The organism is Arthrobacter sp. PAMC25564, from assembly GCF_004798705.1.
In the GTDB taxonomy this organism is placed as follows: domain Bacteria; phylum Actinomycetota; class Actinomycetes; order Actinomycetales; family Micrococcaceae; genus Arthrobacter.
Genome location: NZ_CP039290.1, coordinates 1,792,121 through 1,815,731 on the forward strand (window position 1 = coordinate 1,792,121; position 23,611 = coordinate 1,815,731).

23 protein-coding genes are annotated in these 23,611 nt (G+C 66.1%); 15 read left to right on the top strand and 8 right to left on the bottom strand.

Annotated features, from left to right (window positions below):
- Positions 1 to 166 precede the first annotated feature (166 nt).
- The 3 genes from E5206_RS08210 to E5206_RS08220 form a co-directional block, all read right to left on the bottom strand.
- Positions 167 to 634 (bottom strand): tRNA (cytidine(34)-2'-O)-methyltransferase, encoded by a 468-nt coding sequence (locus E5206_RS08210; RefSeq protein WP_136322054.1) that lies wholly within the window; start codon positions 632 to 634, stop codon positions 167 to 169.
- Between the two features lie 92 nt (positions 635 to 726).
- The gene (locus tag E5206_RS08215) at positions 727 to 1,692 is read right to left on the bottom strand and encodes a DnaJ domain-containing protein (RefSeq protein WP_136322055.1); all 966 of its coding nucleotides are present in this window, start codon (positions 1,690 to 1,692) and stop codon (positions 727 to 729) included.
- Between the two features lie 214 nt (positions 1,693 to 1,906).
- Positions 1,907 to 2,317, bottom strand: a complete 411-nt coding sequence (locus tag E5206_RS08220; protein WP_136322056.1) for a hypothetical protein — start codon at positions 2,315 to 2,317, stop codon at positions 1,907 to 1,909.
- An 89-nt stretch (positions 2,318 to 2,406) separates the two neighbouring features.
- Here E5206_RS08220 and E5206_RS08225 point away from each other — a divergent pair, with 89 nt between their 5' ends.
- Together E5206_RS08225 and E5206_RS08230 are read left to right on the top strand one after the other, a co-directional pair.
- Complete coding sequence (locus E5206_RS08225) at positions 2,407 to 3,108, top strand: transcriptional regulator (RefSeq protein WP_136322057.1); 702 nt, start codon at positions 2,407 to 2,409, stop codon at positions 3,106 to 3,108.
- Positions 3,109 to 3,149: 41 nt separating this feature from the next.
- Positions 3,150 to 4,379 (top strand): cysteine desulfurase family protein, encoded by a 1,230-nt coding sequence (locus E5206_RS08230; protein ID WP_136322058.1) that lies wholly within the window; start codon positions 3,150 to 3,152, stop codon positions 4,377 to 4,379.
- Here the strand turns inward: E5206_RS08230 and E5206_RS08235 are convergent.
- Positions 4,358 to 5,602, bottom strand: coding sequence for an FAD-dependent oxidoreductase (locus tag E5206_RS08235; protein WP_136322059.1), 1,245 nt, complete (start codon positions 5,600 to 5,602; stop codon positions 4,358 to 4,360). The genes E5206_RS08230 and E5206_RS08235 overlap by 22 nt on opposite strands.
- Before the next feature lie 261 nt (positions 5,603 to 5,863).
- On the opposite strand from E5206_RS08235, the gene mnmA reads away from it, so the two are divergent.
- Positions 5,864 to 6,958 carry a tRNA 2-thiouridine(34) synthase MnmA gene (gene mnmA / locus E5206_RS08240; RefSeq protein ID WP_240690151.1) on the top strand — a complete coding sequence of 365 codons (1,095 nt, stop codon included), beginning with the start codon at positions 5,864 to 5,866 and terminating at the stop codon, positions 6,956 to 6,958.
- Between the two features lie 197 nt (positions 6,959 to 7,155).
- Positions 7,156 to 7,875 (top strand): SDR family oxidoreductase, encoded by a 720-nt coding sequence (locus tag E5206_RS08245; protein ID WP_136322060.1) that lies wholly within the window; start codon positions 7,156 to 7,158, stop codon positions 7,873 to 7,875.
- A 124-nt stretch (positions 7,876 to 7,999) separates the two neighbouring features.
- Here E5206_RS08245 and E5206_RS08250 read toward each other — a convergent pair whose 3' ends face one another.
- Positions 8,000 to 8,464: a MarR family winged helix-turn-helix transcriptional regulator gene (locus E5206_RS08250; protein WP_136322061.1), complete on the bottom strand. Its 465-nt coding sequence runs from the start codon at positions 8,462 to 8,464 to the stop codon at positions 8,000 to 8,002.
- Between the two features lie 106 nt (positions 8,465 to 8,570).
- Here E5206_RS08250 and E5206_RS08255 point away from each other — a divergent pair, with 106 nt between their 5' ends.
- Positions 8,571 to 9,152, top strand: coding sequence for an NAD(P)H-dependent oxidoreductase (locus E5206_RS08255; protein ID WP_136322062.1), 582 nt, complete (start codon positions 8,571 to 8,573; stop codon positions 9,150 to 9,152).
- A 310-nt stretch (positions 9,153 to 9,462) separates the two neighbouring features.
- Here E5206_RS08255 and E5206_RS08260 read toward each other — a convergent pair whose 3' ends face one another.
- On the bottom strand, positions 9,463 to 10,017 hold the full coding sequence (locus E5206_RS08260) for an NAD(P)H-dependent oxidoreductase (protein WP_136324037.1): 555 nt from the start codon (positions 10,015 to 10,017) through the stop codon (positions 9,463 to 9,465).
- A 917-nt stretch (positions 10,018 to 10,934) separates the two neighbouring features.
- Here E5206_RS08260 and E5206_RS08265 point away from each other — a divergent pair.
- Positions 10,935 to 11,537: a DUF1214 domain-containing protein gene (locus E5206_RS08265; RefSeq protein ID WP_205760029.1), complete on the top strand. Its 603-nt coding sequence runs from the start codon at positions 10,935 to 10,937 to the stop codon at positions 11,535 to 11,537.
- Between the two features lies 1 nt (position 11,538).
- The gene (locus tag E5206_RS08270; protein ID WP_136322063.1) at positions 11,539 to 12,192 is read left to right on the top strand and encodes a DUF1254 domain-containing protein; all 654 of its coding nucleotides are present in this window, start codon (positions 11,539 to 11,541) and stop codon (positions 12,190 to 12,192) included.
- A 210-nt stretch (positions 12,193 to 12,402) separates the two neighbouring features.
- On the opposite strand, the gene E5206_RS08275 is transcribed toward E5206_RS08270, so the two are convergent.
- Complete coding sequence (locus tag E5206_RS08275) at positions 12,403 to 13,062, bottom strand: dihydrofolate reductase family protein (RefSeq protein WP_136322064.1); 660 nt, start codon at positions 13,060 to 13,062, stop codon at positions 12,403 to 12,405.
- 271 nt (positions 13,063 to 13,333) lie between these two features.
- On the opposite strand from E5206_RS08275, the gene E5206_RS08280 reads away from it, so the two are divergent.
- The 7 genes from E5206_RS08280 to E5206_RS08310 all read left to right on the top strand — a co-directional run bounded on the left by E5206_RS08280 (position 13,334) and on the right by E5206_RS08310 (position 22,047).
- On the top strand, positions 13,334 to 14,326 hold the full coding sequence (locus tag E5206_RS08280; protein ID WP_136322065.1) for a patatin-like phospholipase family protein: 993 nt from the start codon (positions 13,334 to 13,336) through the stop codon (positions 14,324 to 14,326).
- 406 nt (positions 14,327 to 14,732) lie between these two features.
- Positions 14,733 to 16,361, top strand: a complete 1,629-nt coding sequence (locus E5206_RS08285) for an ABC transporter substrate-binding protein (RefSeq protein ID WP_136322066.1) — start codon at positions 14,733 to 14,735, stop codon at positions 16,359 to 16,361.
- Positions 16,362 to 16,493: 132 nt separating this feature from the next.
- Entirely contained in the window at positions 16,494 to 17,585 is a 1,092-nt protein-coding gene (locus E5206_RS08290; RefSeq protein ID WP_136322067.1) for an ABC transporter permease, read from the top strand.
- A 2-nt stretch (positions 17,586 to 17,587) separates the two neighbouring features.
- Complete coding sequence (locus E5206_RS08295) at positions 17,588 to 18,607, top strand: ABC transporter permease (protein WP_136322068.1); 1,020 nt, start codon at positions 17,588 to 17,590, stop codon at positions 18,605 to 18,607.
- Positions 18,604 to 20,319 carry an ABC transporter ATP-binding protein gene (locus E5206_RS08300; protein ID WP_136322069.1) on the top strand — a complete coding sequence of 572 codons (1,716 nt, stop codon included), beginning with the start codon at positions 18,604 to 18,606 and terminating at the stop codon, positions 20,317 to 20,319. The genes E5206_RS08295 and E5206_RS08300 overlap by 4 nt, the downstream gene beginning before the upstream one ends.
- Positions 20,320 to 20,473: 154 nt before the next feature.
- Entirely contained in the window at positions 20,474 to 21,001 is a 528-nt protein-coding gene (locus E5206_RS08305; RefSeq protein ID WP_240690052.1) for a chorismate mutase, read from the top strand.
- A gap of 2 nt (positions 21,002 to 21,003) precedes the next feature.
- Entirely contained in the window at positions 21,004 to 22,047 is a 1,044-nt protein-coding gene (locus E5206_RS08310; protein WP_136322070.1) for a hypothetical protein, read from the top strand.
- 28 nt (positions 22,048 to 22,075) lie between these two features.
- Here E5206_RS08310 and E5206_RS08315 read toward each other — a convergent pair whose 3' ends face one another.
- Positions 22,076 to 22,789: a DUF4166 domain-containing protein gene (locus tag E5206_RS08315; RefSeq protein WP_136324039.1), complete on the bottom strand. Its 714-nt coding sequence runs from the start codon at positions 22,787 to 22,789 to the stop codon at positions 22,076 to 22,078.
- A gap of 136 nt (positions 22,790 to 22,925) precedes the next feature.
- Between E5206_RS08315 and mtrA the strand changes: the two genes are divergently transcribed.
- On the top strand, positions 22,926 to 23,600 hold the full coding sequence (gene mtrA, locus E5206_RS08320) for an MtrAB system response regulator MtrA (protein WP_136322071.1): 675 nt from the start codon (positions 22,926 to 22,928) through the stop codon (positions 23,598 to 23,600).
- Positions 23,601 to 23,611: the final 11 nt, after the last annotated feature.

Sequence of the window (23,611 nt, forward strand, 5' to 3'; positions counted from 1 at the left end):
GGCCGCCCGTTACCTGCCGGGCCGGGCGCCGGTCCGCCTGCGTTGTTGCCACCTGCCGCTCCTCGCTCCCGTCCCCGCTCCGCTTGTATGGTCTTCAAAGGGGATTCGGTGCCGCGGGGGAGCCGGATGGGAGCGGCCGCGGGAATTCCTTCCCTTGGTTCGCGGTCTAGAGCCGGGCGCCGGCGAACCCGTTCTGGCGCCACGCCTCGTAGACGGCAATGGATGCCGCGTTCGCAAGGTTCAGGGAGCGCAGGGCCGGCAGCATCGGCAGGCGGACACGGGAGGTCACGCGCGGGTCGTGCTTGAGCTCCTCCGGGAGCCCCACGGATTCGCGGCCGAACAGCAGGACGTCCCCGGGGCGGTAGCTGATATCCGTATAGGAGGCCTCGCCGTCGGACGTGAAGGCAAAAACACGCTCCGGTTGCAGGGCCGCCCAGGCCGCGTCGATGTCCGGGTGCACCGATACGACGGCGAGGTCGTGGTAATCGAGCCCGGCCCGCCGAAGCTTGGCGTCGGAAAAATCAAAGCCCAGGGGCTCCACCAGGTGCAGTTCGGCGCCGGTGATGGCGGCGAGCCGGATGGCGTTGCCGGTATTGCCGGGAATTTCGGGGGTGTGGAAGAGGATGCGGAACACCTTCCCATCCTAGCGAGCCGACGTCGGCCCGCCGTCGCGCCGTTGGACAGGGGCGCCGTCAGGCAGCGGCGCCGCCAGACGGCGCAAAGCCGCTAGTGCATGCCACGCAGCAGCCTGGCGAGCACGGGAACGTTGACGGTGTTCGGCGCGGGGCCGGAGTTCAGGAACTGCTTGAGCCCGCGGGCCAGGCCGGCGGCGTTGACCACCTGGACCATGTCCTGGCTGCCGCCGGACGTACGGCGGTGCTGGTCGATGACCGGCTGGTGCAGGTTCCCATCGGTGCTGTGGACGACGGTCCACCCGGTGACATTGAGCTCCGGGAAGATGTCCTGCATCCGGCGCACCACGTGGGCCAGCTGAGGCGGGGCGATCGACCGTCCACCGTGGGTCAGTGTGCTGCCGTTCCAGGCATAGGCACCGGGCGGCAGAAGCATGGACCCGATGATCGCCATCCGGTAACCGGCGAGCAGGGCGTGGTCGATGTGGCTGTTGTCCGCCGGTGACTGCAGCCCGTTGATAAGGCGCGCGGCCGGGATGGCGGGGAGGATCTGCCGGCTGATGAGCTGCACCGTCCGCATTTCGCGCTGGATCCTTGCCTCGGCACCGAAGATCCCGCGCTTGCGGGGGAGGCCGTGGATCTGCTGCCGCGCCACGTCCTCGGGGATGAGCGGCATCTGGCCGGCTTGGGCGAACTGCTCGAACGGCGGCACAAAGACGGGGGCGTCGGCGGCGGTATTCCGCGGCGTGTTGGGCCGGCGCACATTGGCGGAAGCATGGCTGCCTGCCGCGGGGGCGTCAAAGTGCGCCCCTTCATCGCCGGGGGCCGTGGAATAGGAGCCGCGGAGGCCGCTGCCGTAGGACCGGTCGTATTCGGCGCGCCGTTTCGCGTCGATCAGGGTCTCATAGGCGAGGGTCACGCGCCGGAAGGCCGCGGGGTCGCCGCCGTGATCGGGGTGCGAGAGGCGGGCGGCCTTGCGGTAGGCCACCTTGATCTCCTTGTCCGTGGCCGTCACCGGGATCCGGAGGACCTGGTAGTGCGAGCTGTTGCCCTGCGTCAAGCAAGAATCCTTCTGTTGATGGTGCCAGCGCGTTCTGGACCTCCGGCCTGGCCAGTTTAACCGGCTGGAAGACTAACGTCCGCGCGGGCCCCGAAGGTTCCCGACGGCATCGCGGGGCCAACTGCCGAAGAAGGCCGCCATCCGGACCGGCATTCCGGCCTTCTTCGGCAAATGGGCTGCGAGCGAGCCTGCGAATGAGCCGGCGGGGAACCGGTCAGCGGGCTTTGGGCGAGAGCCTGTTCAGCGCCAGAGCCGCCACCAGCAGGCCGAAGTCGCGAAGGGCGACGTCGAAGAAGCTGCCCAGGATGAGGAGGTTGACGATGATGCCCAGCAGCCAGACTGCCACGAGCAACGATCCGAACCGCGGCCTGAACGCCACCGCCAGGCCGGCGATGACCTCAACCACCCCGACGATGTACATGATGCTGTGCGCGGGCATCGGGACGACGGACGTGGCGACGGGTGCCAGGTACATGGTCCAGTCGGTCAACAGGTTGGTGAATTTGTCCAGGCCGAAGATGATCGGTGCCACGGTGAACACCGTCCGCAACAGCAGGAAGGCCTGCCGCTCGGGTGCGGCGGCGAGCAGGGATGGACGTGTCGAGAGGGCTGGGGAAGATTTCATAGCGACTCCTTCTAAAAGTAGATAGGTTGATTTTAGAATGGAGAAGGAAGTTAAGCAATGAATCTTGTTTTTAGAGTTAGGGTGAATTCATGAACCGAGTCCCGTGGATCCGCAGGATTGCGGCCCTCGCTTCGCTGGGCGATGAGACCCGCCGGCGGCTGTTCGATTTCGTCGCGTCGGCGGAGGACGCCGTCGGCCGCGACGATGCCGCCGGCGCCCTCGGCCTGGCCCGGAGCACGGCGTCATTCCACCTGGACCGGCTGGTCCAGGACGGCCTGCTGGCCGTGGAGTTCCGGAAACTCGGCGGCCGCGAAGGTCCCGGCTCCGGACGCCCGGCCAAGCTCTACCGGGCCGCCGTCCAGGAGGTGGCCGCCTCGGTCCCGGACCGGAACTATGATCTTGCCGCCGAGCTGCTGGTCGCCGCCGTCGAAGCCTCGACCGCCGACGGCGTCCCCGCCCGCGAGGCGCTGCTCCGGGCTGCCTACACCCGGGGCCAGGCGGCGGCCCAGGCTGCCGCCGCTACGGAAGGCTTCGCGGAGTTCCTCGCGGCGGCGGGGTACCGGCCGGAGAGCGACGGCGAGGGCGGCCTGATCCTGCTGAACTGCCCCTTCCACCGCCTTGCCGCGGGCCATACCGACGTGGTCTGCGCCATGAACGGAGCCTTCCTCAACGGGGCCGCCGCCGGCTGCGGCGTCGCCCCGGGCCGGGTCGAGGCACTCGACGTCGAGGGCCTCAGGGCGTGCGGAGCCGCCCGGCCGGGTCAGTGCTGCGCCAGGATCAGGCCGCTCTGAAGCCCGGCTTCGTACTACACCGCCGCAGGTAGAATTGGCCTGTGCCCGTATATCTGGATCATGCCGCCACCACGTCCCTCGCCCCGGAGGCCCTGGCTGCACTGACGCGCGAGTTGTCCAGGACCGGCAACCCGTCCTCGCTGCACGGCTCCGGCCGCCGGGCCCGCCGGTCCGTGGAGGACGCCCGTGAAACGCTCGCAGCGGCCGCAGGGGCACACCCCTCGGAAGTGATTTTCACCTCCGGCGGCACAGAGGCGGACAACCTCGCGGTCAAGGGCCTGTACTGGGCACGGCAGGCCGAGGACCCGAAGCGCACACGCATCTTGTGCTCCGCCGTCGAACACCACGCTGTCCTTGACGCCGTGGAGTGGCTCGGACGGCATGAAGGCGCCGACGTCCGCTGGCTTCCCGTGGACGCCGACGGCGTCGTGGACCTGGCCGTGCTCGAGTCCGAGCTCTCACGCGACCCGGAATCGATCGCGCTGGTCACCGTGATGTGGGCCAACAACGAAGTCGGCACCATCCAGCCCATTGCCGAGATCGTCGCCCTGGCCCACAGTGCCGGTGTTCCGGTGCACGCCGACGCCGTCCAGGCCTTCGGCTCCGTTCCCGTGGACTTCCGCGGCACCGGCCTGGACGCCATGTCCATCTCCGGGCACAAGATCGGCGGCCCGGTGGGGGTGGGTGCCCTGGTCCTGGGACGTGCGGTGACGCTGACCCCGGTCCAGCATGGCGGGGGACAAGAGCGCGATGTCCGCTCGGGCACCCTGGACACCGCCTCGATTGCGGCCTTCGCCGCCGCAGCCGGGGCTGCCGCCGCGAGGCTCCCCGAAGAAGCCGCCCGGATCGCGGCCCTGCGGGACCGGCTGATCGACGGCGTCCTCGAGGCGGTGCCCGAGGCGGTGCTGCGCGGCGCCCCGGCGGCCGGACGGCTGCCCGGTAACGCGCATTTCACCTTCCCCGGCTGCGAGGGTGATTCGCTGCTTTTCCTGCTGGACCTGGCCGGGGTGGAATCGTCCACCGGATCGGCCTGCACCGCGGGGGTTCCGCGGCCCTCCCATGTGCTGCTGGCCATGGGCCTGGACGAGGAGACGGCCCGGGGCGCGCAGCGTTTCACCCTGGGGCATTCCTCCACCGGGGCCGACGTCGACGCGCTGCTGGCCGCCCTCCCCGGCGCCTACACCCGCGCGCGCCAGGCCGGCATGGCCGGGCACGAATCGACCATCCAGACCGCCGGCACGGTGGCCCGTCAGGCATCCGGCAGGAGCTGAGCCAGCGGCGTCGAAGCGTCCGCGAGGACATCAGGGCTGACGGCGGTGCGTGCACCGATGAGTGCCTTGATCGCCTTCTGGGGTTTGTCGGCCCGCGGCCAGTTCACGCTCATCCCCGCGACCACCCGACCGCCACGCCGCCAGAACGCGATGAATTCGCGTCCCTCGAGCGAACCGCGGATTACCGGTGGCCCGGAGATGAGTGTCGGGAAGCCGGAATACTCCATGCTGACGTCGTACTGGTCCGTATAGAAATACGGGACCGTGTCCAGCACCGCGTCCTGGCCGAGCATGGCCCGGGCCGCCACCTTTCCGCCGTTCAATGCATTGGACCAGTGCTCGCTGCGGTGGTGCTCCCCGGTGAAGGGGTGCAGCGCGTTGGCGACGTCGCCCGCCGCGTAGATCCCGGGCGCATCCGTCCGCAGCGAGGCATCGGTGAGGATGCCATTCTGCAGCCCGATTCCCGCGTCCGCGGCGAGCGAGACCTCAGGGGCCACGCCCACAGCAATCACCACCAGGTCTGCGGGCAGGACTTCGCCGGCGTCGGTGACCACCCCGGTCACCCGCCCCGACTGTCCGGTGATTTCCGCGGCCGCGGCCGGAAGCCGGAAGCGCACGCCGCGGGCCTCGTGCAGCGAGCGGAAGAAGCCGCCCAGTTCGCGGCCGATCGCGGCGCCCAGCGGCACCTCCTCCAGCCCCAGCAGGGTCACGGTGTTGCCGTAGCCGCGGGCGGCGGCTGCCAGTTCCATCCCGATCCAGCCAGAGCCGATCATCACCACGTTCCGGCCGCCCCCGGCGAGGATCCCGCGGAGCCGGCGGCTGTCCTCCACGGTCCGGAACGTGCCGACCCCGTCCAGCCCGCTTCCCCGCAAGGCAAGGGAGCGCGGGGCTGACCCGGTGGCGAGCAGCAGCGAGGCATACTCCAGCCGGCCGCCGCCGGCCAGGCGCACGGTGCGGTCGCCCGGATCGATTCCGGCGACCGGAGCGCCCAGCCGGAGCTCGACGTCGTTCTCCCCGTACCATTGCGCCGGCACCACCGGCAGGGCTTCCTCGCCGGCCTTGCCGAGCAGGTACTCCTTCGACAGTGGCGGGCGCAGGTAGGGAGGGTGGGCCTCTTTGGCCAGCACAACTACCGGCCCGGCGAAACCCTCCGCGCGGAGGGTCTTTGCGGCGGTCGCGCCGGCCAGGCCGCCGCCCACGATCACGATGGTTTCGCTGGTCATGATGGGCTCGATTCCGGCGGCCGCCCGACGTGCCGAGGCCCGCGCTGTCTTGGGATTCTAAAACCAGTCATCCTGACGTTAGAAGCGCGGGGCTCTCCCGTCAAGGGTCTTTTGGGGAGGATCCGGCGTGGCGATAGAATGGGCTGGGTGTCATTGTGTTATTCCCGCGGCCCCATCACAGACCGCAGACCTGGTCCACAGCGTGCCAGTGCCGGCAAATCCCGAACCCTAAAGAAAGCCAGTATGCGAGTTCTTGCAGCCATGAGCGGCGGCGTTGATTCCGCCGTTGCCGCCGCCCGCGCCGTTGAGGCGGGGCACGACGTCGTCGGTGTCCACCTGGCGCTCTCCCGGATGCCCGGCACCCTGCGTACCGGCAGCCGCGGCTGCTGCACGATCGAGGACTCCCGCGACGCGTGGCGGGCGTGCGATGTGTTGGGTATTCCGTACTACGTCTGGGACTTCTCCGAGCGCTTCAAGGAAGACGTCGTCCAGGACTTCATCGACGAATACGCCGCCGGCCGCACTCCCAACCCCTGCATGCGCTGCAACGAACGCATCAAGTTCGCCGCCCTGCTGGAAAAGGCGATCGCGCTGGGGTTCGACGCCGTGTGCACCGGCCACTACGCCAAGGTGATCAAGGACGCCGAAGGCAATCCCGAGCTGCACCGGGCCGCTGACTGGGCGAAGGACCAGAGCTACGTGCTCGGCGTGCTCACGCACGAGCAGCTGAAGCACTCCATGTTCCCCCTCGCGGACACCCCTTCCAAAGCCGAGGTCCGCGCCGAGGCCGAGCGCCGCGGGCTCTCCGTGGCCAACAAACCCGACAGCCACGACATCTGCTTCATCCCCGACGGCGACACCGCCGGCTGGCTCGCCGAGAAGATCGACATGACCACCGGCGACATCGTGGACGAGTCCGGCGCGAAGGTCGGCGAGCACCCCGGCGCGAACGCCTTCACCGTCGGCCAGCGCCGCGGCCTGAAGCTGGGCACGCCCGCCGCCGACGGCAAACCGCGCTTCGTGCTGGAAATCCGGCCCAAGGAAAACAAGGTCGTCGTGGGACCCGAGGCATTGCTGGCCATCGACGAGATCCGCGGCATCAAGGTCTCCTGGGCCGGGCTGCCGATCGCCGAGGTGAACACCGGCGAGGCGTTCGACTGCTGCGCCCAGGTCCGTGCCCACGGGGACCCGGTCCCGGCCCGCGCGCGGATGGAAGCGGGGAACCTCGTCGTCACCCTGACCGAGCCGCTGCGCGGCGTTGCCCCCGGCCAGACCGTGGTCCTCTACCAGGGAACCCGGGTGCTGGGACAGGCCACCATCGACGCCGCGCGCTCGCTGCAACGCGCCGCGCTCTAGCCGCCCGCCACACCGAATCCAGCGAAGGGTTCCGCCGAGCTGCGGGGCCCTTCGCCGTCTGTGCCCTCCGCTGGGGCACACGTTAGTTGACTTTTCAAGTATAAGTGCAAATGTGGATGCATACGCATATATAACTGCGTATCGCGGGAACACCGGCACGACCGTGACCGCAAACCGCTTACAGATTGGACTAACTCATGCAGCTCGAGAACAAGGTCGCGTTCATCACCGGCGGAGGATCGGGGCTCGGTCTCGCCACCGCAAAGACCTTCATCGCCGAAGGTGCGAAGGTCATGATCTTTGACTTCAATCCCAAGTCGCAGGAAGTCGCCGACGAGATCGGTGCGAAGTTCGTCCAGGGCGACGTCTCGAAGGCCGAGAGCGTTGAGGCCGCCGTCGCGAAGACGGTCGAGGAATTCGGCAGCGTTGACATTGCCGTCGCCTCGGCGGGTGTGGGCGGTGAGGGTGACGTCGTCACCTCGACCGTCGAAAACTGGGAGCGCACCAACGGCATCGACTACTCGGGCGTGTTCTACACCAACAAGTACGTCATCGAGCAGCTCCTCAAGCAGGGCGACGGCGGCGTCGTTGTCAACATCGCTTCGATGTTCGGCCTCGTGGCCATCTCGAACAACATCGCTTACTCGGCCTCGAAGGGCGGTGTCGTGAACATGACCCGCGCCGCCGGGACGATGTACGCGAAGGATGGCATCCGTGTGAACGCGGTGGCCCCGGGCGTCATCCGTACCCCGCTCATTGACGAGCCGACCCTCGAGCAGTATGCAAAACTGCACCCGGCCGGTCGCGTCGGCGAGGCGCAGGAAGTTGCCGACCTCATCACCTTCCTCGCGAGCGATAAGGCGAAGTTCATCACCGGCGCGACCATTCCGATCGACGGTGGCTATACGGCCGTCTAGTCGGAACCGGCAGCATCCGGGCGCGCCGTCTCCATCCGAGGGAGCGCGCCCGGACACCGCCGTCAGCGATAGGTGACTATTTAGTCACATGTCGAGGGTGGCGCTGCGGAACAACGGGACAGGACTATTCGCATTCGGGCTGAAGCGTGGCCATGATCTTCCGGCTCACCGAAGCCAGGGCATCCTGTTCGTCGCGGGTGAGCAGGTCGAAGAAGTGGGTGCGGACGAACTCCAGATGACCCGGAGCCGCGTGCTCTATCGCATTCCGGCCGTCCAGGGTAATCTCCACGTCCAGGCCGCGCGCATCGGAGGAGCAGTTTTTTCGCTCCAGCAGGCCCCTCGCTTCCATCCGCTTGAGCAGGTGGGACAGGCGGCTGCGGTCCCAGCCCAGGGACTTGCCCAGATCTCGGGCACGAACTACGCCGTCCGCGTGCTCCGAGAGTGGAACAAGCACTGCATATTCGGCCCCGGAAAGCTGCGACTCCCGCACCAGCTGACGGTCCATGGAGGTCACCAGTTGCTGCGACGCCTCGAGGAATCCGCGCCAGACTCCGGTCTCGCGCTCATCCAGCCATTGCGTGTTCTCCATCACAAGATCTTCCCGTTAGTTGATAGTTCAAGTTTGACGTCATATTGTTGATGTGTCAACATATTTAGTGACACGTCAACAACCTTCTTTCCTAAGGGGATAAAGCATGACCAAGATCGCGATTGTCACCGGCGCCAGCCGTCCGGGCAGCGTCAACAAGTCCGTCGCCGAGTGGGTTCTCTCCCAGGTCGCCGACCGCGACGACGCCGAGTTCGAACTGGTAAACATCGCCGACTTCAACCTCCCCCTGCTGGATGAGGGCTACCCGGCCATGTACCAGAACTACCAGAATGACCACACCAAGGCCTGGTCCGCCAAGATCAGCGAGTTTGACGGCTACATTTTCGTCGCTCACGAGTACAACCACACGGCCGGACCGGTTCTGGTCAACGCGCTGTCCTATCTGAACGCCGAGTTCAACAACAAGGCCGCCGGCTTTGTGTCCTACGGTTCCATGGGCGGCGTCCGCGCTGTGGAGCACCTCCGCGGCGCCCTCTCCGAGCTGCAGATTGCACACGTGCAGCGCACTGTCATGTTCTCACTGTTCACCGACTTCGAGAACTTCTCCGAATTCAAGCCGACCGAGCAGAACGCCGGCACCCTGGCCCCGATGGTTGACCAGCTCACCGTCTGGGCCCGCGCCATGGAGTCTGTGCGTGACGAGCAGCTGGCTGTCGCCAGCGTCTAAGCTATTTCCAACTGGCAAGAAGGGCTCCCCGGGCATCCCGGGGAGCCTCTTCTGCGTCCGGGCACGGGATGCACGGTGGGCCGGACACCGCAGGACGCGGCGCGGGCGGTCTGCTCATGGTCCTGGGGCAGGCCGGGTCTTGGGCCTGACGGTCACCGCAGGACCCGTCGCGGATGGCCTGCCCGGTCAACGGGTCCGGCGGCCGGGATGGACGACGCCGTGACAGGAAAAAACTCACGGCCGCGAGGTCACCCCTTCGAGGGGTGCCGTCGCAGCCGTGAGTTGAGCTTGGCAGCAGTGCGGGGATGTTTTAGCGGACGGTGGCGAAGCCCTTGGCCCACGAGACCAACTGGTCCACCATCGGGGCCAGGGTGCCGGCGTTCTGCTCGGTCGGCTTGAATTCGGAGAAGTTCTCGAAGTCGGTGAACAGGGAGAACATCACCTGGTTGCGCACGTGAGCAACCTGCAGTTCAGAGAGGGTCTCGCGCAAGTGCTCGACGGCGCGGGCGCCGCCCATGGAGCCGTAGGACACGAAGCCCGCGGCCTTGTTGTTGAACTCGACGTTCAGGTACGACAAGGCGTTGGTGAGCACCGGGCCTGCGGTGTGGTTGTACTCGTGCACCACGAAAATGAAGCCGTCGAACTCGCTGATCTTGGCCGACCAGGCCTTGGTGGCCGGGTTCTGGTAGTTCTGGTACATGGCCGGGTAGCCCTCATCCAACAGGGGGAGGTTGAAGTCGGCGATGTCCACGAGTTCGACGTCTGCGTCCGTGCGGCCGGCAACCTGGGCAAGGACCCACTCGGCGACGGACTTGTTCACGCTGCCCGGCCGGCTGGCGCCCGTGATGATGGCAATCTTGGGCAGGGTATTCTCCACCAGAGGATCGGCGGCCGGGGCAACCTCAGGGGCAATCCCGACGGGAGCCTTTGTGGCAGTCGCACTCACGCGCGGTGCTGCCGATGCAGCGGAGTGACCGGCCTTGGACTTGCGGGAAAAAATTTTGAACCAGGACATGGCGCCTCACCGTTTAGGATAGTTGATGTTTCAATGATTCTAAGCGGCGCTTTGATGATGTGTCAACAAAAATTACCCTGACGTTCGGGAAGCCGGCCAGTTTTGCGACGGTGTTGCGCCAGGGTCAAAGCCGTACTAACCACGTCCACGAGGATCATCACTCTCTGCAGTCTGTGGGGCGATGAGCCTGATGTTTATATCCATGAATCGAGAATCGCCGACGGATGTCAGCAAACCGCGCACGACGGCGGGTGGTACCTGGTGCCGTCCGCTCACCTGACCCCGGCCGACGTCTCGTCAGGGGATCGTATTTGAGATGCTCGAGGGCGTGTCGGTGACGGTCAAATGTCCCTTCCATAGACGCTGATTCCGATACGTAGATTGCGGACACGGATCACGAGACAGGAAAGGCCGGGGTTGAGATTAGTCGTCAGGTGTCATTTTCCGTACTGGTCTGCACGGCTCGTCCAGACCACCGCCGACCTTGGCTCTGTGCCCGTGAGGGGAACGCTCACGCCTCACGGGCGGTCTCCTTCCGAGGATGCAAACGCATCGAGCGACAGGTCGTGCATCCGAGCGGAGCGGGCGCAAGGATCTCGGAGTGAAGGGACGCCAACGGCTCGGCGGAAGCCGATCGCCCGGCTGCTATCTGCCAGCGGTGGCATCCGTCCGCACCGGCTCATCCGACTGCTCGAACAACGGCGCATCGCTCACCGGGTCGGGGCGGAACAGCACTCAGCTATTTTGAGCAGTGTTATTGTGCGGACATGGCAAATGTCCTCGCGATGTTCTCGTCCTCCGGTGTCGTGCAGGGGATAATCATCGGCGCCACGCTGGCGTTTTTAACGGCAATTCTCATCATGAACGCCGTGGGCAGGGCGATGACAACGACTGTCAACGGTTGGAGTGCCATCCGTAAATGCGGCCAGCCTGGCAACGGGATCCTCGTGCGGGCCGCCTGCGCCAAAGCCTTGCCCGTCGTCAATGTGTTTGAAGAGGCCGCGTACTGGACGACCACTAGGGATGGCTCAGGGCAAACGCTGGGCGGCGGGCATGGATACGTCCTGCATTTTCCTGCCGGGAAACTCCCGCCGAATGACGCCTTCTGGTCGCTCACTGCGACCGATGTCGTCGGGTATATGGTGAGCAATCCAACTAATCGCTATAGCGTTGGTGACCGTTCGCCTCTCGCGCAGAACGCCGACGGTTCAGTCGATATCTATCTCCAGCATCAGGCACCGGGCAGGCACGAGGAGAACTGGCTGCCAACTCCTTCCGGGAAGTTCAAGCTGATGTTCCGCGTGTATCTGCCTGGCGCGGCAATTCTCGACGGCACGTACCAATTGCCGCGCGTTGTCAGGGCACAGTGATATGAACCGTCTCATCTTGAAGTACGGACGTCCCCTTACAGCTGTCGTACTGGCGGTCTTCGCTTGGGTCGTCTACCGGCGGATCGCCAGCGGGGACGGGATCATTCCACTCTCCATAGCGGCAGTCATCGTATGGGGGCTCGGCGCGCCGGCTTTCATCTACCTCTGGCCGCGTCTCACGGTCAGCGGCTACAAGAGGGCGATTGTCAAGCATGGGTTCGGTGACGGCCCGATCCCCGTCAACACGCTGTACGCCGTGCCCGGCACCTCTTCCCCGTCGGCGTCGCGCGGGAGCCTAATGGCAACCGGAGCCGACGACCTGCTCTACGTCGGCGGCTGGCTCGACTTGAGCAAAGGGCCGCAAGTCCTGCACGTACCGGACATGGCCGGCCGTTACTTCAGCGTGCAGTTCACCGACCCGTCGAAGAGCGCCAATTTTGCCTATGTCGGCAAACGTACGACGGGAACGAAAACCGGAGACTATGTTCTCAGCGCGCCCGGCTGGAAGGGAACCGTACCGAACGGCATGACGCAGATTTCTTCGCCAACCGATTCCGCCCTCGTCATTGGCCGTGTCCTCGTCGAGAGCGACAGCGATCTTCCGGTCGCTTACGCGCTTGCGAAGCAAATACAGCTCGCGCCGCTGAAACAGTAGCGGTCGACGGGAACCAGCCCAGATGTTCGGCCGCGAACGGCTCGTTACCAGCTAGCGTCGATGACACCCGCAGGCCTCTTACGCGACATTCGCGACAACTGCGCAAGACGAGGTGTGTCGTTCTGGGGTGTACCCCAAACGGACGCAAACACGGTGTTGTCAGGGCAGCATCACGAACGGTCGTCCAGGGGAAATCGCTCCCAAGTCGGCCTACAGGGCCGTGCGACGAGTGAAGACCAGATGGAGAACTCCGCTTGGCGAAGGGGTCGCTTCGATTTCAAAGCGTTGTTCGAGTCCTTCGAGTCCATCCCACAGCCGTTCGCCCCGGCCCAGGACGATCGGCACGAGGACGATGTGCATGTGGTCGATCAGATCGGCCTCGAGGAACTGTCGAATCGTGCTGACGCCGCCGCCGATCCGGACGTCGAGGTCGGCGGCCAATGCGCGGGCCTGCTTGAGCGCGGAGAGGGGGTCGGCCTCAACGAAATGGAAGGTTGTTCCGCCATCCATCTCGAGTACTGGCCGAGGATGGTGTGTCAGAACAACGACAGGGGTATGGAATACCGGGTTATCGCCCCACCATCCCTTCCATTCCTCGTCCTCCCAGGGGCCGCGCTGAGGGCCGAACTTGTTGCGTCCCATGATCTCCACGCCGATCCCGGGCCCCCACTGGCTTGCGAACGCCTCGTCGACGCCGAAGGATCCCTCCGATTCCCCGTGGATGCCCATCTCGCGGAAGGTGCGCGTCTCGAAAGCCCACTCCATGAGCCGTGTGCCTGCGTGACCGAACGGAGCATCGAGTTGCTGGCCCTCGCCGGTGCCGAAGCCGTCGAGGGAGACCGAGAAGTTATGCACGCGGACGAGGGACATGTCATCTCCTGAAGTGCTTGTCGTTCGCAATCACTCTATGGTGACTGAACCCAACGACTCAAGACCGACGAAGCGCTGCTTGCTATAGGCCGTGCCGATTGCGCACCGCGTCGCTGGTGTACGATCATTCCCGTGATCGTGACCCGTCGGCAGGAGGTGAGACCCATGTACGCAGTATCCGCAATGGGTGCTCCCCTGCAGTCCGCGATCGCGCGACTAAAGTAGTCGCAACCGGGAGCGCCCGCCAGGCAATTCGCGAAAGGCGACTCCCATGAACACCACACCTTCTTCACCTCCGCATTTCACCTCGACGCCGGCCTCCGCCCGGCCAAGGTCCGACCAGGACCAGCCGCAGATCGACGCCACAAAGCGGTTGCGCGCCGCGGGCGAGCGAGCGTTGGTCCTCGGTGGCGGCGGATCGACAGGCAACGCCTGGCTGATCGGCGTCATCGCCGGCCTGTTCGATGCCGGGCTGGATGTGACCGAGGCTGATCTGGTCATCGGGACGTCGGCCGGATCGACGGCCGCGGCACAGATGGCTGGCGCGACCCCGACCGAACTGCTTGCCGCCATCCTTGCCGCGGCGCCCCAGCAACGGACCGGTCCGGTCGGATCCGACGGTGGACGCGTTCCGATCAGGCCCGCGGCGGACCACCTGGAGAGAACGGGCAAGATCATCGCCGCTGCTGAGGACGCGGCCGACATGCGCCGCAGAATGGGCGCGGTGGCACTCGACTTGGATGCGGCGTCGGACGGTTCCGGGCAGACGCGGTGGCGCGCTACCGTCGGCGCGCGGCTGCCCAGTCAGCGCTGGCCGCAACGAACGGTGCTCATCACGGCGGTCGATGCCCACACCGGTGAACCGGTGGTGTTCGACCGTCATAGCGGAGTCGACCTGGTGGATGCCGTCGCCGCCAGCTGTGCCAGTGGCTTCGCCTACAGGATCGGGGACAACCGATATATCGACGGCGGCTACCGACGCAACGAGAATGCCGATCTGGCAGCCGGACACGGGCGGGTGCTGGTGCTGTCACCCTTCGGCGGCAGAACACGGACGCCGCTGGAGTGGGGCATGCATCTTGCAGCACAGCTCGACGAGCTACGCGCACGCGGCAGCAGAGTCCAAACGATCTTCCCGGATAGGAACTCCGAGCACATGTTCGGCGCCAATGCGATGGATCTGTCGCTGCGTCCGCCCGCTGCCCAGGCCGGTTACAACCAGGGCAGAGCCCTTGCAGGGCAGCTCGCCGAATTCTGGCGCTGACGCTCGCGAAATCAGTCAGCTCGGCAGGCGTGACGAGACCTGCTCATGCCTCGGAGACCGATGGGCGCAACGTGTCTCGCAACCCCAGCGCCTCGAAATCCATGCGATCCAAGACAACTCAAAGCCCGGTTGAGCGACACCAAGCGATCACAGAACGCCGCCACGAAGCGCCGGACTCCACACATCAGGGGAAGCCGGCGGCTGCGCCGGGCCCTGCCGAAGATGCGGGTGGTTTCCTGAAGAAAGTGATGGGTTCAGGCCGTTCGTGTAAATTTTGTGTCTCATCTCACAAGATGCAACGATTCACCACGCGATTCTCTGGTTGAATCTAGGAATCAGCACAACGTGCCGCCCGTCACGTTCCACTTCGGGCTGCGCTAGTACTCATCGAACAGAAAGTTCACAGATGGCAATGAACAAGAAGGCCCTGCAGTGCGCGATCGCGCTTGCGGGCGTTTCCGCACTCGCGCTGACGGCCTGCACGGGCCCGTCCGGCGGCGGGGGCGGGTCATCCGCTGCGGCCAGTGGTCCGATCGCCTACGGCACCACCGACAAGGTCACGGCCCTGGATCCGGCAGGCTCGTACGACAACGGTTCGTTCATGGTGATGAACCAGATCTACTCCTTCCTGCTCAACTCGAAGCCGGGCGGCGCCGATCCCGTCCCGGACCTGGCCGAGTCGGCGTCCTTCACGACGCCGACGGAGTACACGGTCAAGCTCAAGTCCGGGCTGAAGTGGGCCAACGGGCACACCCTGGACTCCAAGGACGTCAAGTTCTCCTTTGACCGGCAGATGAAGATCAACGATCCCGCCGGCCCCGCAAGCCTGCTGTCCAATGTGGAGGGTGTTACCGCCCCTGACGCCAACACGGTCGTTTTCAAGCTGAAGCTGGCCAACGACCAGACTTTCGCCCAGATCCTCAGCAGCCCTGCCGCGCCGATCGTGGACGACGAAGTCTTCCCGGCCGACAAACTGCTCGACGACGACTCGATCGTCAAGGCGAAGGCCTTCTATGGCCAGTACACGATCGACACGTACAAGAAGAACGAACTGATCAGCTTCAAGGCCTACCCCGACTACAAGGGGCTGCTGGGCAAGCCGGCCAACGATGCCGCCACGATCAAGTACTACGCAGACCCCACCAACATGAAGCTGGACATCCAGCAGGGCAACATCGACGTGGCCAACCGCAGCCTCAGCGCCACTGACATCGATGACCTCAAGAAGGATTCCAAGGTCAAGGTGAACGTCGGACCCGGCGGCGAAATCCGCTACATCACGTTCAACTTTGACACCATGCCGTTCGGCGCCAAGGCCGCAGGCGCGGATCCCGCCAAGGCACTGGCCGTCCGCCAGGGCGTCGCCAACCTCGTCGACCGCCAGGCGATCGCCGACCAGGTCTACAAGGGCACCTACCTGCCCCTGTACTCGAACGTCCCCAGCGGATTCCTCGGAGCCAACGAATCGTTCAAGGACGCCTACGGCGACGCCGGCAAGCCCAGCCTGGACAAAGCCAAGAAGGTCCTGGCCGACGCCGGCGTGACCACCCCGGTGACCCTGAACCTGCAGTACAACCCGGACCACTACGGCAAGTCCTCGGGCGACGAATATGCCATGATCAAGGACCAGCTGGAGAAGTCCGGCCTGTTCAAGGTCAACCTGCAGTCCACCGAATGGGTCACCTACAGCAAGGCCAGCAGGGCCGATGAGTACCCGCTGTTCCAGTTCGGCTGGTTCCCTGACTTCAGCGACGCCGACAACTACCTCACTCCGTTCTTCCCCGACGGCGGCTTCCTGAAGAACCACTACAACAACCCCACTGTCACGGATCTGATCAGCAAGCAGCTCACCACCGTTGACAAGACTGAACGCGAGTCCACGATCAAGGACGCCCAGAATGCCCTGGCCAAGGACATCTCGACGCTTCCACTGCTCCAGGGCGCACAGGTTGCCGTTTCCGGCAGCAGCGTTAAGGGTGTCGATTCGACCCTCGACGCATCCTTCAAGTTCCGGTTGGGAACTGTTTCCAAGTAAGGCTGCATGCCTGCGGTTCTGACCAGCCTGGGAGGCGGGGCGGCCTCAAGGCGCCCCGCCTTTCCTGGTCATTGCCGCACCTGCAGTTCACGGGGCCGGCCCATGGCCGCGAAAGCACAATTTTAGGTACCAATGACAACACTGATAGAGGCGCCGCCAAGCGACGCCGACGGGCTCCTTCCGTCGAAGAAAAAATCATCAGGCGGAGGGCTGGGGACCTACATCCTGGTCCGGTTCTTCCTGATCCTTCCGACCATGTTCATCCTGGTGACCATGGTCTTCTTCCTGATGCGGGTCATCGGAGACCCCATCACCGCCGCCCAGGGTGGCAGGCTTCCCCCGGATGTGCTGGCCCAACGCATCCACGACGCCGGCTACGACCGGCCCATCATGGTGCAGTACTTCGAGTACCTTGGGCAGGTGGCGACCGGCAACTTCGGCACGACGATCACCGACCGCCGTCCCGTGGTTGAAATGCTGGCAACCTTCGGCACCGCCACCCTCGAACTGGCGATCAACGCCGTGATCGTGGCATTGCTGGTGGGCATCCCGCTGGGACTGCTCGCCGCCCACCGGCGTGACAAGGCAGCGGACGCGGTCCTGCGCTTTTTCGCCATTCTCTGCTACGCCACTCCCGTGTTCTTCGCGGGCCTGCTGCTGAAGCTGACCTTCTCGGTCTGGCTCGGCTGGCTGCCGGTCGCGGGACGTGCCTCAACCAGGACCGAACTGGCCATGGGCGCCCTGGCGGCGCCCACCGGGGTCTACTGGCTGGATGCGCTGCGCAGCGGCAACATGGCGGCGCTCGGCGACGTGATGGCCCATGCGGTCCTCCCGGCAGTTGCCCTCGGGCTGCTCACGGCCGGGGTCTTCCTCCGGCTGGTCCGCACGAACGTGATCGGCACGCTCGGCAAGGACTACGTGGAGGCCGGCAGGTCCCGCGGCGTCAGTGAATTCCGGCTCGTGACCAAGCACGCCTACAAGCCTGCGCTCATCCCGATCATCACCGTCATGGGGCTGCAGATCGCCCTCCTGCTGGGCGGCGCCGTCCTGACGGAAACCACCTTCGAGTGGAAGGGCCTGGGCTACCAGCTGGTCCAGTACCTGAACGCGCGCGACTTCGTCGCGGTCCAGGGCATCGTTGTGCTGCTCGCGGTCATCGTCGCCGTCACGAACTTCGTGGTGGACGTCGTCGCAGCCCTGATCGACCCGCGAGTGAGGTACTAGCCATGAACGCAACCACAGCAAGCGGGCGCAAACAGCCCTTCGTTTACCGGCTTCCGGTGATCTCCCATTTCAGGAAGAGCGTCGGGCTGCAGCGCGGTATGCTCGTCACCGGCCTCGTGCTGACCATCGCCTTCCTGCTGACGACCGTGCTGGCGCCGGTGATCGCGCCTTACGGGTACTCGCAGCTCAGTGACGCCTCCGGTACCTTCCCCGCCCAGCAGGCCCCCAGCGGCAGCCACATCATGGGAACCACTGTGGGCGGCTATGACGTGTTCTCCCGCGTGGTCTGGGGCTCGCAGACGGCCGTGATCGTGATCGTCGTCGCGGTGGCCATGTCGATCTTCCTGGGGGTCGCGCTCGGCCTGATCAGCGGTTACTTCGGCGGCTGGCTGGACCGGATCCTTGTCGTGATCGCCGACGCGATCTACGCATTCCCGTCCCTGCTGCTGGCCATCGTGATGTCAATCGTCATCAGCCGCGGCCAGTCCAGTTTCTGGGGCGGCATCCTGGCCTGCTCCTTCGCGATATCCGTGGTGTTCGTCCCGCAGTACTTCCGCGTAATCCGGGCCGAGACCATCCGGCTGAAGGCGGAGCCCTTCGTCGAGTCGGCCAAGGTGGTGGGTGCCTCCAGCGTCCGCATCATGGGACGCCACATCTTCAAGAACGCAACGCGCACGCTGCCACTGATCTTCACGCTGAATGCATCCGAGGCAATCCTGACCCTGGCGGGGCTGGGCTTCCTGGGCTTCGGCATCGAACCGTCCTCCGCCGCCGAGTGGGGCTTCGACCTCAACAAGGCCATGGCCGACGCCTCCTCCGGCATCTGGTGGACGGGTGTCTTCCCCGGTACGGCCATCGTCCTGACCGTACTTGGACTGACCCTCGTCGGCGAGAGCATGAACGATCTCAACGACCCACGGCTCAGGGGCCGCAGGAAGGCCGGGGGCAAGGTCCCCGCCGGAGGCCCCGTCTCCACCGCCGGCGCGCAGGCCGCCCCTGAAGCAGAAGCGAGAACGCTATGACCATCAACATCGGTTCCGTTCCGGACCAGGCGGCAGCAGGCAAGCAGCCCGTTCTGGACATCGACCACCTCAAGGTCACCTTCGCGACCGACGGCGGCGACGTCTACGCCGTCAAGGACGTCAGCCTCCAAGTCAATCCCGGCGAAGTCGTCGCCATCGTCGGTGAATCGGGCTCCGGCAAGACCGTGACGGCCAAGACGATCCTGGGCCTGCTGCCGGAAACGGCGACCAGTTCGGGCGCCGTCCTGATCAACGGCAACAACGTCATCAGCGTCAGCGCGGCGAAGCTCCGGCAGATCCGTGGCCGCGACGTCGCCATGGTCTTCCAGGAACCGTCCACGGCACTCAATCCGGTCTTCACCGTGGGCTGGCAGATTGCCGAGGGCATCCGGGCGCATGCCGACGCGGGCAGTGGGCACCGTATCAACGCCAAGGATGCCAAGGCGCGGGCCATCGAGGCGCTGCGCAAGGTCGGCATCCCGGACCCGGAAACCAGGGTCAACTACTATCCGCACCAGTTCTCGGGCGGCCAGAAGCAACGCGTCGTCATTGCCGCCGCGCTGGCCCTGAACCCGGGCCTGATCGTGGCCGACGAGCCCACGACGGCCCTGGACGTCACCGTCCAGGCAGAGATCCTGGAGCTGCTCCGGGACCTGCGGGACAAGTACGGCACATCGATCGTGCTGATCACCCACAACATGGGTGTCGTCGCCGACCTCGCCGACCGCGTGGTGGTCATGTATCAGGGCGATGTAGTGGAGGAAGCTCCCGCCCGGGTGCTGTTCGCCCAGCCCCGGGAGGACTACACCAAGAAGCTCCTCGCAGCAGTCCCGCACCTGGGCCGCAACTCCGCATCCGTTGGCATGACCCAACGCGCCCACCAGGGCGGCAAGGTGCTGGTCGAGGCGAAGGACCTGACGATCGAGTACCCAGGCAGGCTGGGCAGCCCGGCCTTCAAAGCGGTCGACGGCGTCAGCTTCACGGTGTCCGAAGGCGAAGTCTTCGGCCTGGTGGGGGAGTCGGGCTCCGGCAAGACCACGATCGGCCGGGCCATCGCCGGACTCAACCGCACCACGGGCGGCAGCCTGAAGGTGCTGGGCTACGAAATGCTGAACTTCAAGGAGCGCAGCTTCAAGCCGCTCCGCAAGGAGATCGGCTTCGTGTTCCAGGACCCGGCGGCATCCTTCAATCCGCAGCTGACCATCGGCGACTGCGTGGCGGAACCGCTGATCATCCACTCCAACCCGACCCCGGCGCAGGCGCGCCAGCGCGTCGGGGAGCTGCTTGAGTCGGTGCAGCTGCCGGCGTCATACGCTGAGCGTTTCCCGCACGAACTCTCCGGTGGCCAGCGGCAGCGCGCCTCCCTGGCACGGGCGCTCATCCTGAACCCGAAGCTGCTCATCGCCGATGAGCCGACGTCGGCCCTGGACGTCTCCGTGCAGGCCGTGGTGCTGGAGCTCTTCAAGGAGATCCAGCGGGAGTTCGGGTTCGCCGCACTGTTCATCAGCCATGACCTCGCCGTGGTGGACATGCTGTCCCACTGGGTCGGTGTGCTCTACAAGGGCAAGATGGTGGAGCAGGGGCTCGGGAACCAGGTGATGGGCCATCCGCAGCACGACTACACGAAGAAACTCATCGCGTCGCTGCCCGTTCCGGACCCCGACGAGCAGGCCCTGCGGCGGGCGGAATTCCGCACCGTACTTCACGGCTGATCCCGTCCCGCGCCTCCCTGCGGCACCACTGTCCGATGGGCATGCCCCCCGTTCGCTTCGAACGGGGGGCATGCCCATCGGACGGCCTGACGGGGGAGCTGCGGCGGCGCTTAACAGCAGAAGTGATTAGGCCCGGTGCCCCTAGACTGGGTCAATGACCGAGCAGAACCACACTCTTCCCGATCCCGATCCCGATCCCGATCCCGATCCCGATCCCGATGTCGATTCCTACGACCCCACGGCCAGCTCCCTGGCAGGTCACGTGGATCCCGCAGTGATGGCGGAGCTGTTGTCGATCCGCTCCAGCATCGACAACATCGATGCCACCCTCGTGTTCCTCCTCGCGGAGCGGTTCAAGGCCACGCAGAAGGTCGGCTTCCTGAAGGCCGCGCACAAACTTCCCGCCGGAGACCCGGGCCGGGAATCGGCGCAGATCGCACGCCTGCGCCACCTCGCCGCCGAAGCCCACCTGGACCCGGCCTTCGCAGAGAAGTTCCTGAACTTCATCATCGGCGAGGTCATCCGCCACCATGAAGCCATCGCCGAAGACCACCAGGCGGCCGCCGACCAGGCAGCAGCCCGGGACGCAGAGGCCCGGAACACGGCCGGCGGCGGCGCTGCCGGGGACATGGCGGTCCCTGCCGCCGGATCCACGGATCCGTCCGTCACCGCAGACGCCTAGCCATGACCGCCCGGACTCCGCAGGAACCCAACGAAGTCACCGCGACAGCCCTGGGCCCGTGGCCCGGCGAGGACCCGGTCGAGGCCACGCGGATCGTCCGCGGCGAACTCGGCAGCCCCCACCTGCCGTTCCTCGCCGAGCTGCCTGACCGCGGTGTCGGCTCGGACGCCCTCGGCCGGACCGCGTCCCTGCTCGTGGAGTTGGCCGTGGATGTCCAGCCCTACGGCTGGAGGATCGTGGACCGGCCAGGCAAGGACCTGATGCGGGCCAGATCGGCGCTCTCCACCGACATCAACATCCTGGCCGACGTGATCGGCGCCGAGGATTCCCCGGCGGCGGACGTCAAGGTCCAGCTCCGGGGCCCGCTCAGCCTCGCTGCCGGACTGCACCTGCACAACGGGGAACGTGCCCTGATCGACTACGGCGCCCGGCGGGACATCGCCGCCTCCCTGGCCGCCGGCGTCGACGGTTATTTGTCCCGGGTCGCCACCGCCGCCCCCGGGGCCCGGATCGTGGTGCAGATCGATGAACCGGAGATCGCGTCTGTGCTGGGCGGGACCATTCCGACGTCCAGCGGCTACCGGACCCTGCGTTCCGTTCCCGGCCAGGAAATCACCGAATCCTGGCAGCTGGTCATCGACGCACTGCGGGCTGCCGGTGCCGTCGAAATCGTGGTGTCGGTCCCGGAAGTCGAGGCGCCGTTTGACCGGATCCTTGCCGCGGGCGCGGACGGGATCGCCGTGCCGCTTCGGGGACTCACCTCCCGCCAGTGGGAACAGCTCGCGGGGGCGGTCGAGGCCGGGAAACGCCTCTGGGCCGGTGCGCTGGACGTGGCCGATCCGGCCGCGAGGCTGCCGAAGGTCAGCGACGTCGTGGAGGACGTGTGGCGGCCGTGGCGGCAGCTGGGCCTTCCGGCAGCCACGCTGGGCGCGCTGCGGATCACCCCTTCGGACGGGCTGGCGGGGCACTCGCCGTCGTCCGCGACGGCGGTGCTGACCCGACTGACCCAGATCGCCGACGGGCTCAACCAGCGGGCCCTCGGCTAGCGAGGGCCCGGCGGGGGAACCCGAGCCGTCAGACCCGGCTTTCCCAACGGTCCGGACGCGCGCCCCCGGGGAGGAATCCCGGGGTCGTGATCCCGCCGGGGTAGGGTTCCAGCCGGTAGTCGAAATGCCCCGCGTACACCAGCATCAGGCCGATCTGGGGCTGGATCACCTTGACCTGGATGCGGTGCTTTCCGTGCTCTCCCTCGGCCGGGTCCCACCACTGTTCGGCGTAGGCCTTGGCATCGAGGGCCTCCGGCAGCGGCACCCGCAGCGGCCCCAGGAACAGCCGGGACGCTTCGGACACGCCCCGCAGCCGGCCTTCGGCGGTGACGCTGAGGTTGAGGTCCGTGACGAGCCGGCGGTACCGGCCGACGTAGTCCACGAGCCCGGCCCGGCTGCCCGAGGCATCGAAGCTCGTGGTGTCATGGAACAGCCGCGTCCTGCCCGGAAAGAAGATTTCACGTCGGGCCGTCAGGCTGGACCGGCCGAACGGATCCAGGTGCGCATGGTTCTCGATCCGGAACGGAACGTCCTCGCCGTATTCGGGGAAGAACGCCTGCTCGCCGGTGGTGGCCAGCAGCAGCGGACGCAGCCAGGGCTGCCGGCAGCCGACGACGTCGAACACTCCCTCGCCGACGCCGTAGTGGCCGGACCCGGGCGCGAGCGAGAAGTAGTCCTGGAGTTCCGGCTGCAGCCGGGCGAAGTCAGCGCCAAGGGCGAGTTCGTAGATCGGGGTGTGCACGGGATCCTCCTGGGGGCCCGGCCGGGTGCCGGGCATGTCCCCAGCATGCAGTACCGGGCACCGGATGTTCCAGCCTGCGCCATGCCGAGGAACCGGCCAATACGACAAAGCCATTTCTATAAGGGAATATATAACTATGAAGGCACGCATTCTGGTAGTGGACGATGACGAGGCGCTGGCCGAGATGATCGGTATTGTGCTGCGGAACGACGGATTTGAACCCGTCTTCTGCGCCGACGGCGGGCAGGCGCTGGACGTCTTCCGTTCCTCGAAACCGGACCTCGTGCTGCTCGACCTGATGCTTCCGGGCATCGACGGCATCGAGGTGTGCCGCCAGATCCGCGCCGAATCCGATGTTCCGATTGTGATGCTGACCGCCAAGGCGGATACCTCGGACGTGGTCCGCGGGCTCGAGTCCGGCGCCGACGACTATGTCCCCAAACCCTTCAAGCCCGCCGAGCTCGTGGCCCGTGTCAGGGCGCGGCTCCGGCCCGGCGACCAGAAAGCGCCGGAGACCCTCCGGATCGCGGACGTCACCATCGACGTCGCCGGCCACCTGGTCAGCCGGGGGAGCGACCGGATCTCGCTGACCCCGCTGGAATTCGACCTGCTCGTCGCGCTGGCCCGCAAGCCGTGGCAGGTCTTCACCCGGGAGCTTCTCCTGGAGCAGGTCTGGGGGTACCGGCATGCCGCCGACACGCGGCTGGTCAACGTCCATGTCCAGCGGCTGCGGTCAAAGATCGAACGTGACCCGGAAGCCCCCGAAGTAGTACTGACGGTCCGTGGTGTCGGCTACAAAGCAGGGGCCTGAGCCGACGGACG

Bases quoted from the DNA above. Each gene is read 5' to 3' on its own strand.
- E5206_RS08265 (WP_205760029.1), top strand. From the start codon at position 10,935: ATGGCAAATGTCCTCGCGATGTTCTCGTCCTCCGGTGTCGTGCAGGGG.
- E5206_RS08300 (WP_136322069.1), top strand. From the start codon at position 18,604: ATGACCATCAACATCGGTTCCGTTCCGGACCAGGCGGCAGCAGGCAAG.
- E5206_RS08305 (WP_240690052.1), top strand. From the start codon at position 20,474: ATGACCGAGCAGAACCACACTCTTCCCGATCCCGATCCCGATCCCGAT.
- E5206_RS08275 (WP_136322064.1), bottom strand. From the start codon at position 13,062: ATGTCCCTCGTCCGCGTGCATAACTTCTCGGTCTCCCTCGACGGCTTC.
- mtrA (WP_136322071.1), top strand. From the start codon at position 22,926: ATGAAGGCACGCATTCTGGTAGTGGACGATGACGAGGCGCTGGCCGAG.
- E5206_RS08280 (WP_136322065.1), top strand. From the start codon at position 13,334: ATGAACACCACACCTTCTTCACCTCCGCATTTCACCTCGACGCCGGCC.
- E5206_RS08295 (WP_136322068.1), top strand. From the start codon at position 17,588: ATGAACGCAACCACAGCAAGCGGGCGCAAACAGCCCTTCGTTTACCGG.
- E5206_RS08250 (WP_136322061.1), bottom strand. From the start codon at position 8,464: ATGGAGAACACGCAATGGCTGGATGAGCGCGAGACCGGAGTCTGGCGC.
- E5206_RS08270 (WP_136322063.1), top strand. From the start codon at position 11,539: ATGAACCGTCTCATCTTGAAGTACGGACGTCCCCTTACAGCTGTCGTA.
- E5206_RS08290 (WP_136322067.1), top strand. From the start codon at position 16,494: ATGACAACACTGATAGAGGCGCCGCCAAGCGACGCCGACGGGCTCCTT.
- E5206_RS08285 (WP_136322066.1), top strand. From the start codon at position 14,733: ATGGCAATGAACAAGAAGGCCCTGCAGTGCGCGATCGCGCTTGCGGGC.
- E5206_RS08245 (WP_136322060.1), top strand. From the start codon at position 7,156: ATGCAGCTCGAGAACAAGGTCGCGTTCATCACCGGCGGAGGATCGGGG.
- mnmA (WP_240690151.1), top strand. From the start codon at position 5,864: ATGAGCGGCGGCGTTGATTCCGCCGTTGCCGCCGCCCGCGCCGTTGAG.
- E5206_RS08235 (WP_136322059.1), bottom strand. From the start codon at position 5,602: ATGACCAGCGAAACCATCGTGATCGTGGGCGGCGGCCTGGCCGGCGCG.
- E5206_RS08310 (WP_136322070.1), top strand. From the start codon at position 21,004: ATGACCGCCCGGACTCCGCAGGAACCCAACGAAGTCACCGCGACAGCC.
- E5206_RS08225 (WP_136322057.1), top strand. From the start codon at position 2,407: ATGAACCGAGTCCCGTGGATCCGCAGGATTGCGGCCCTCGCTTCGCTG.
- E5206_RS08255 (WP_136322062.1), top strand. From the start codon at position 8,571: ATGACCAAGATCGCGATTGTCACCGGCGCCAGCCGTCCGGGCAGCGTC.
- E5206_RS08220 (WP_136322056.1), bottom strand. From the start codon at position 2,317: ATGAAATCTTCCCCAGCCCTCTCGACACGTCCATCCCTGCTCGCCGCC.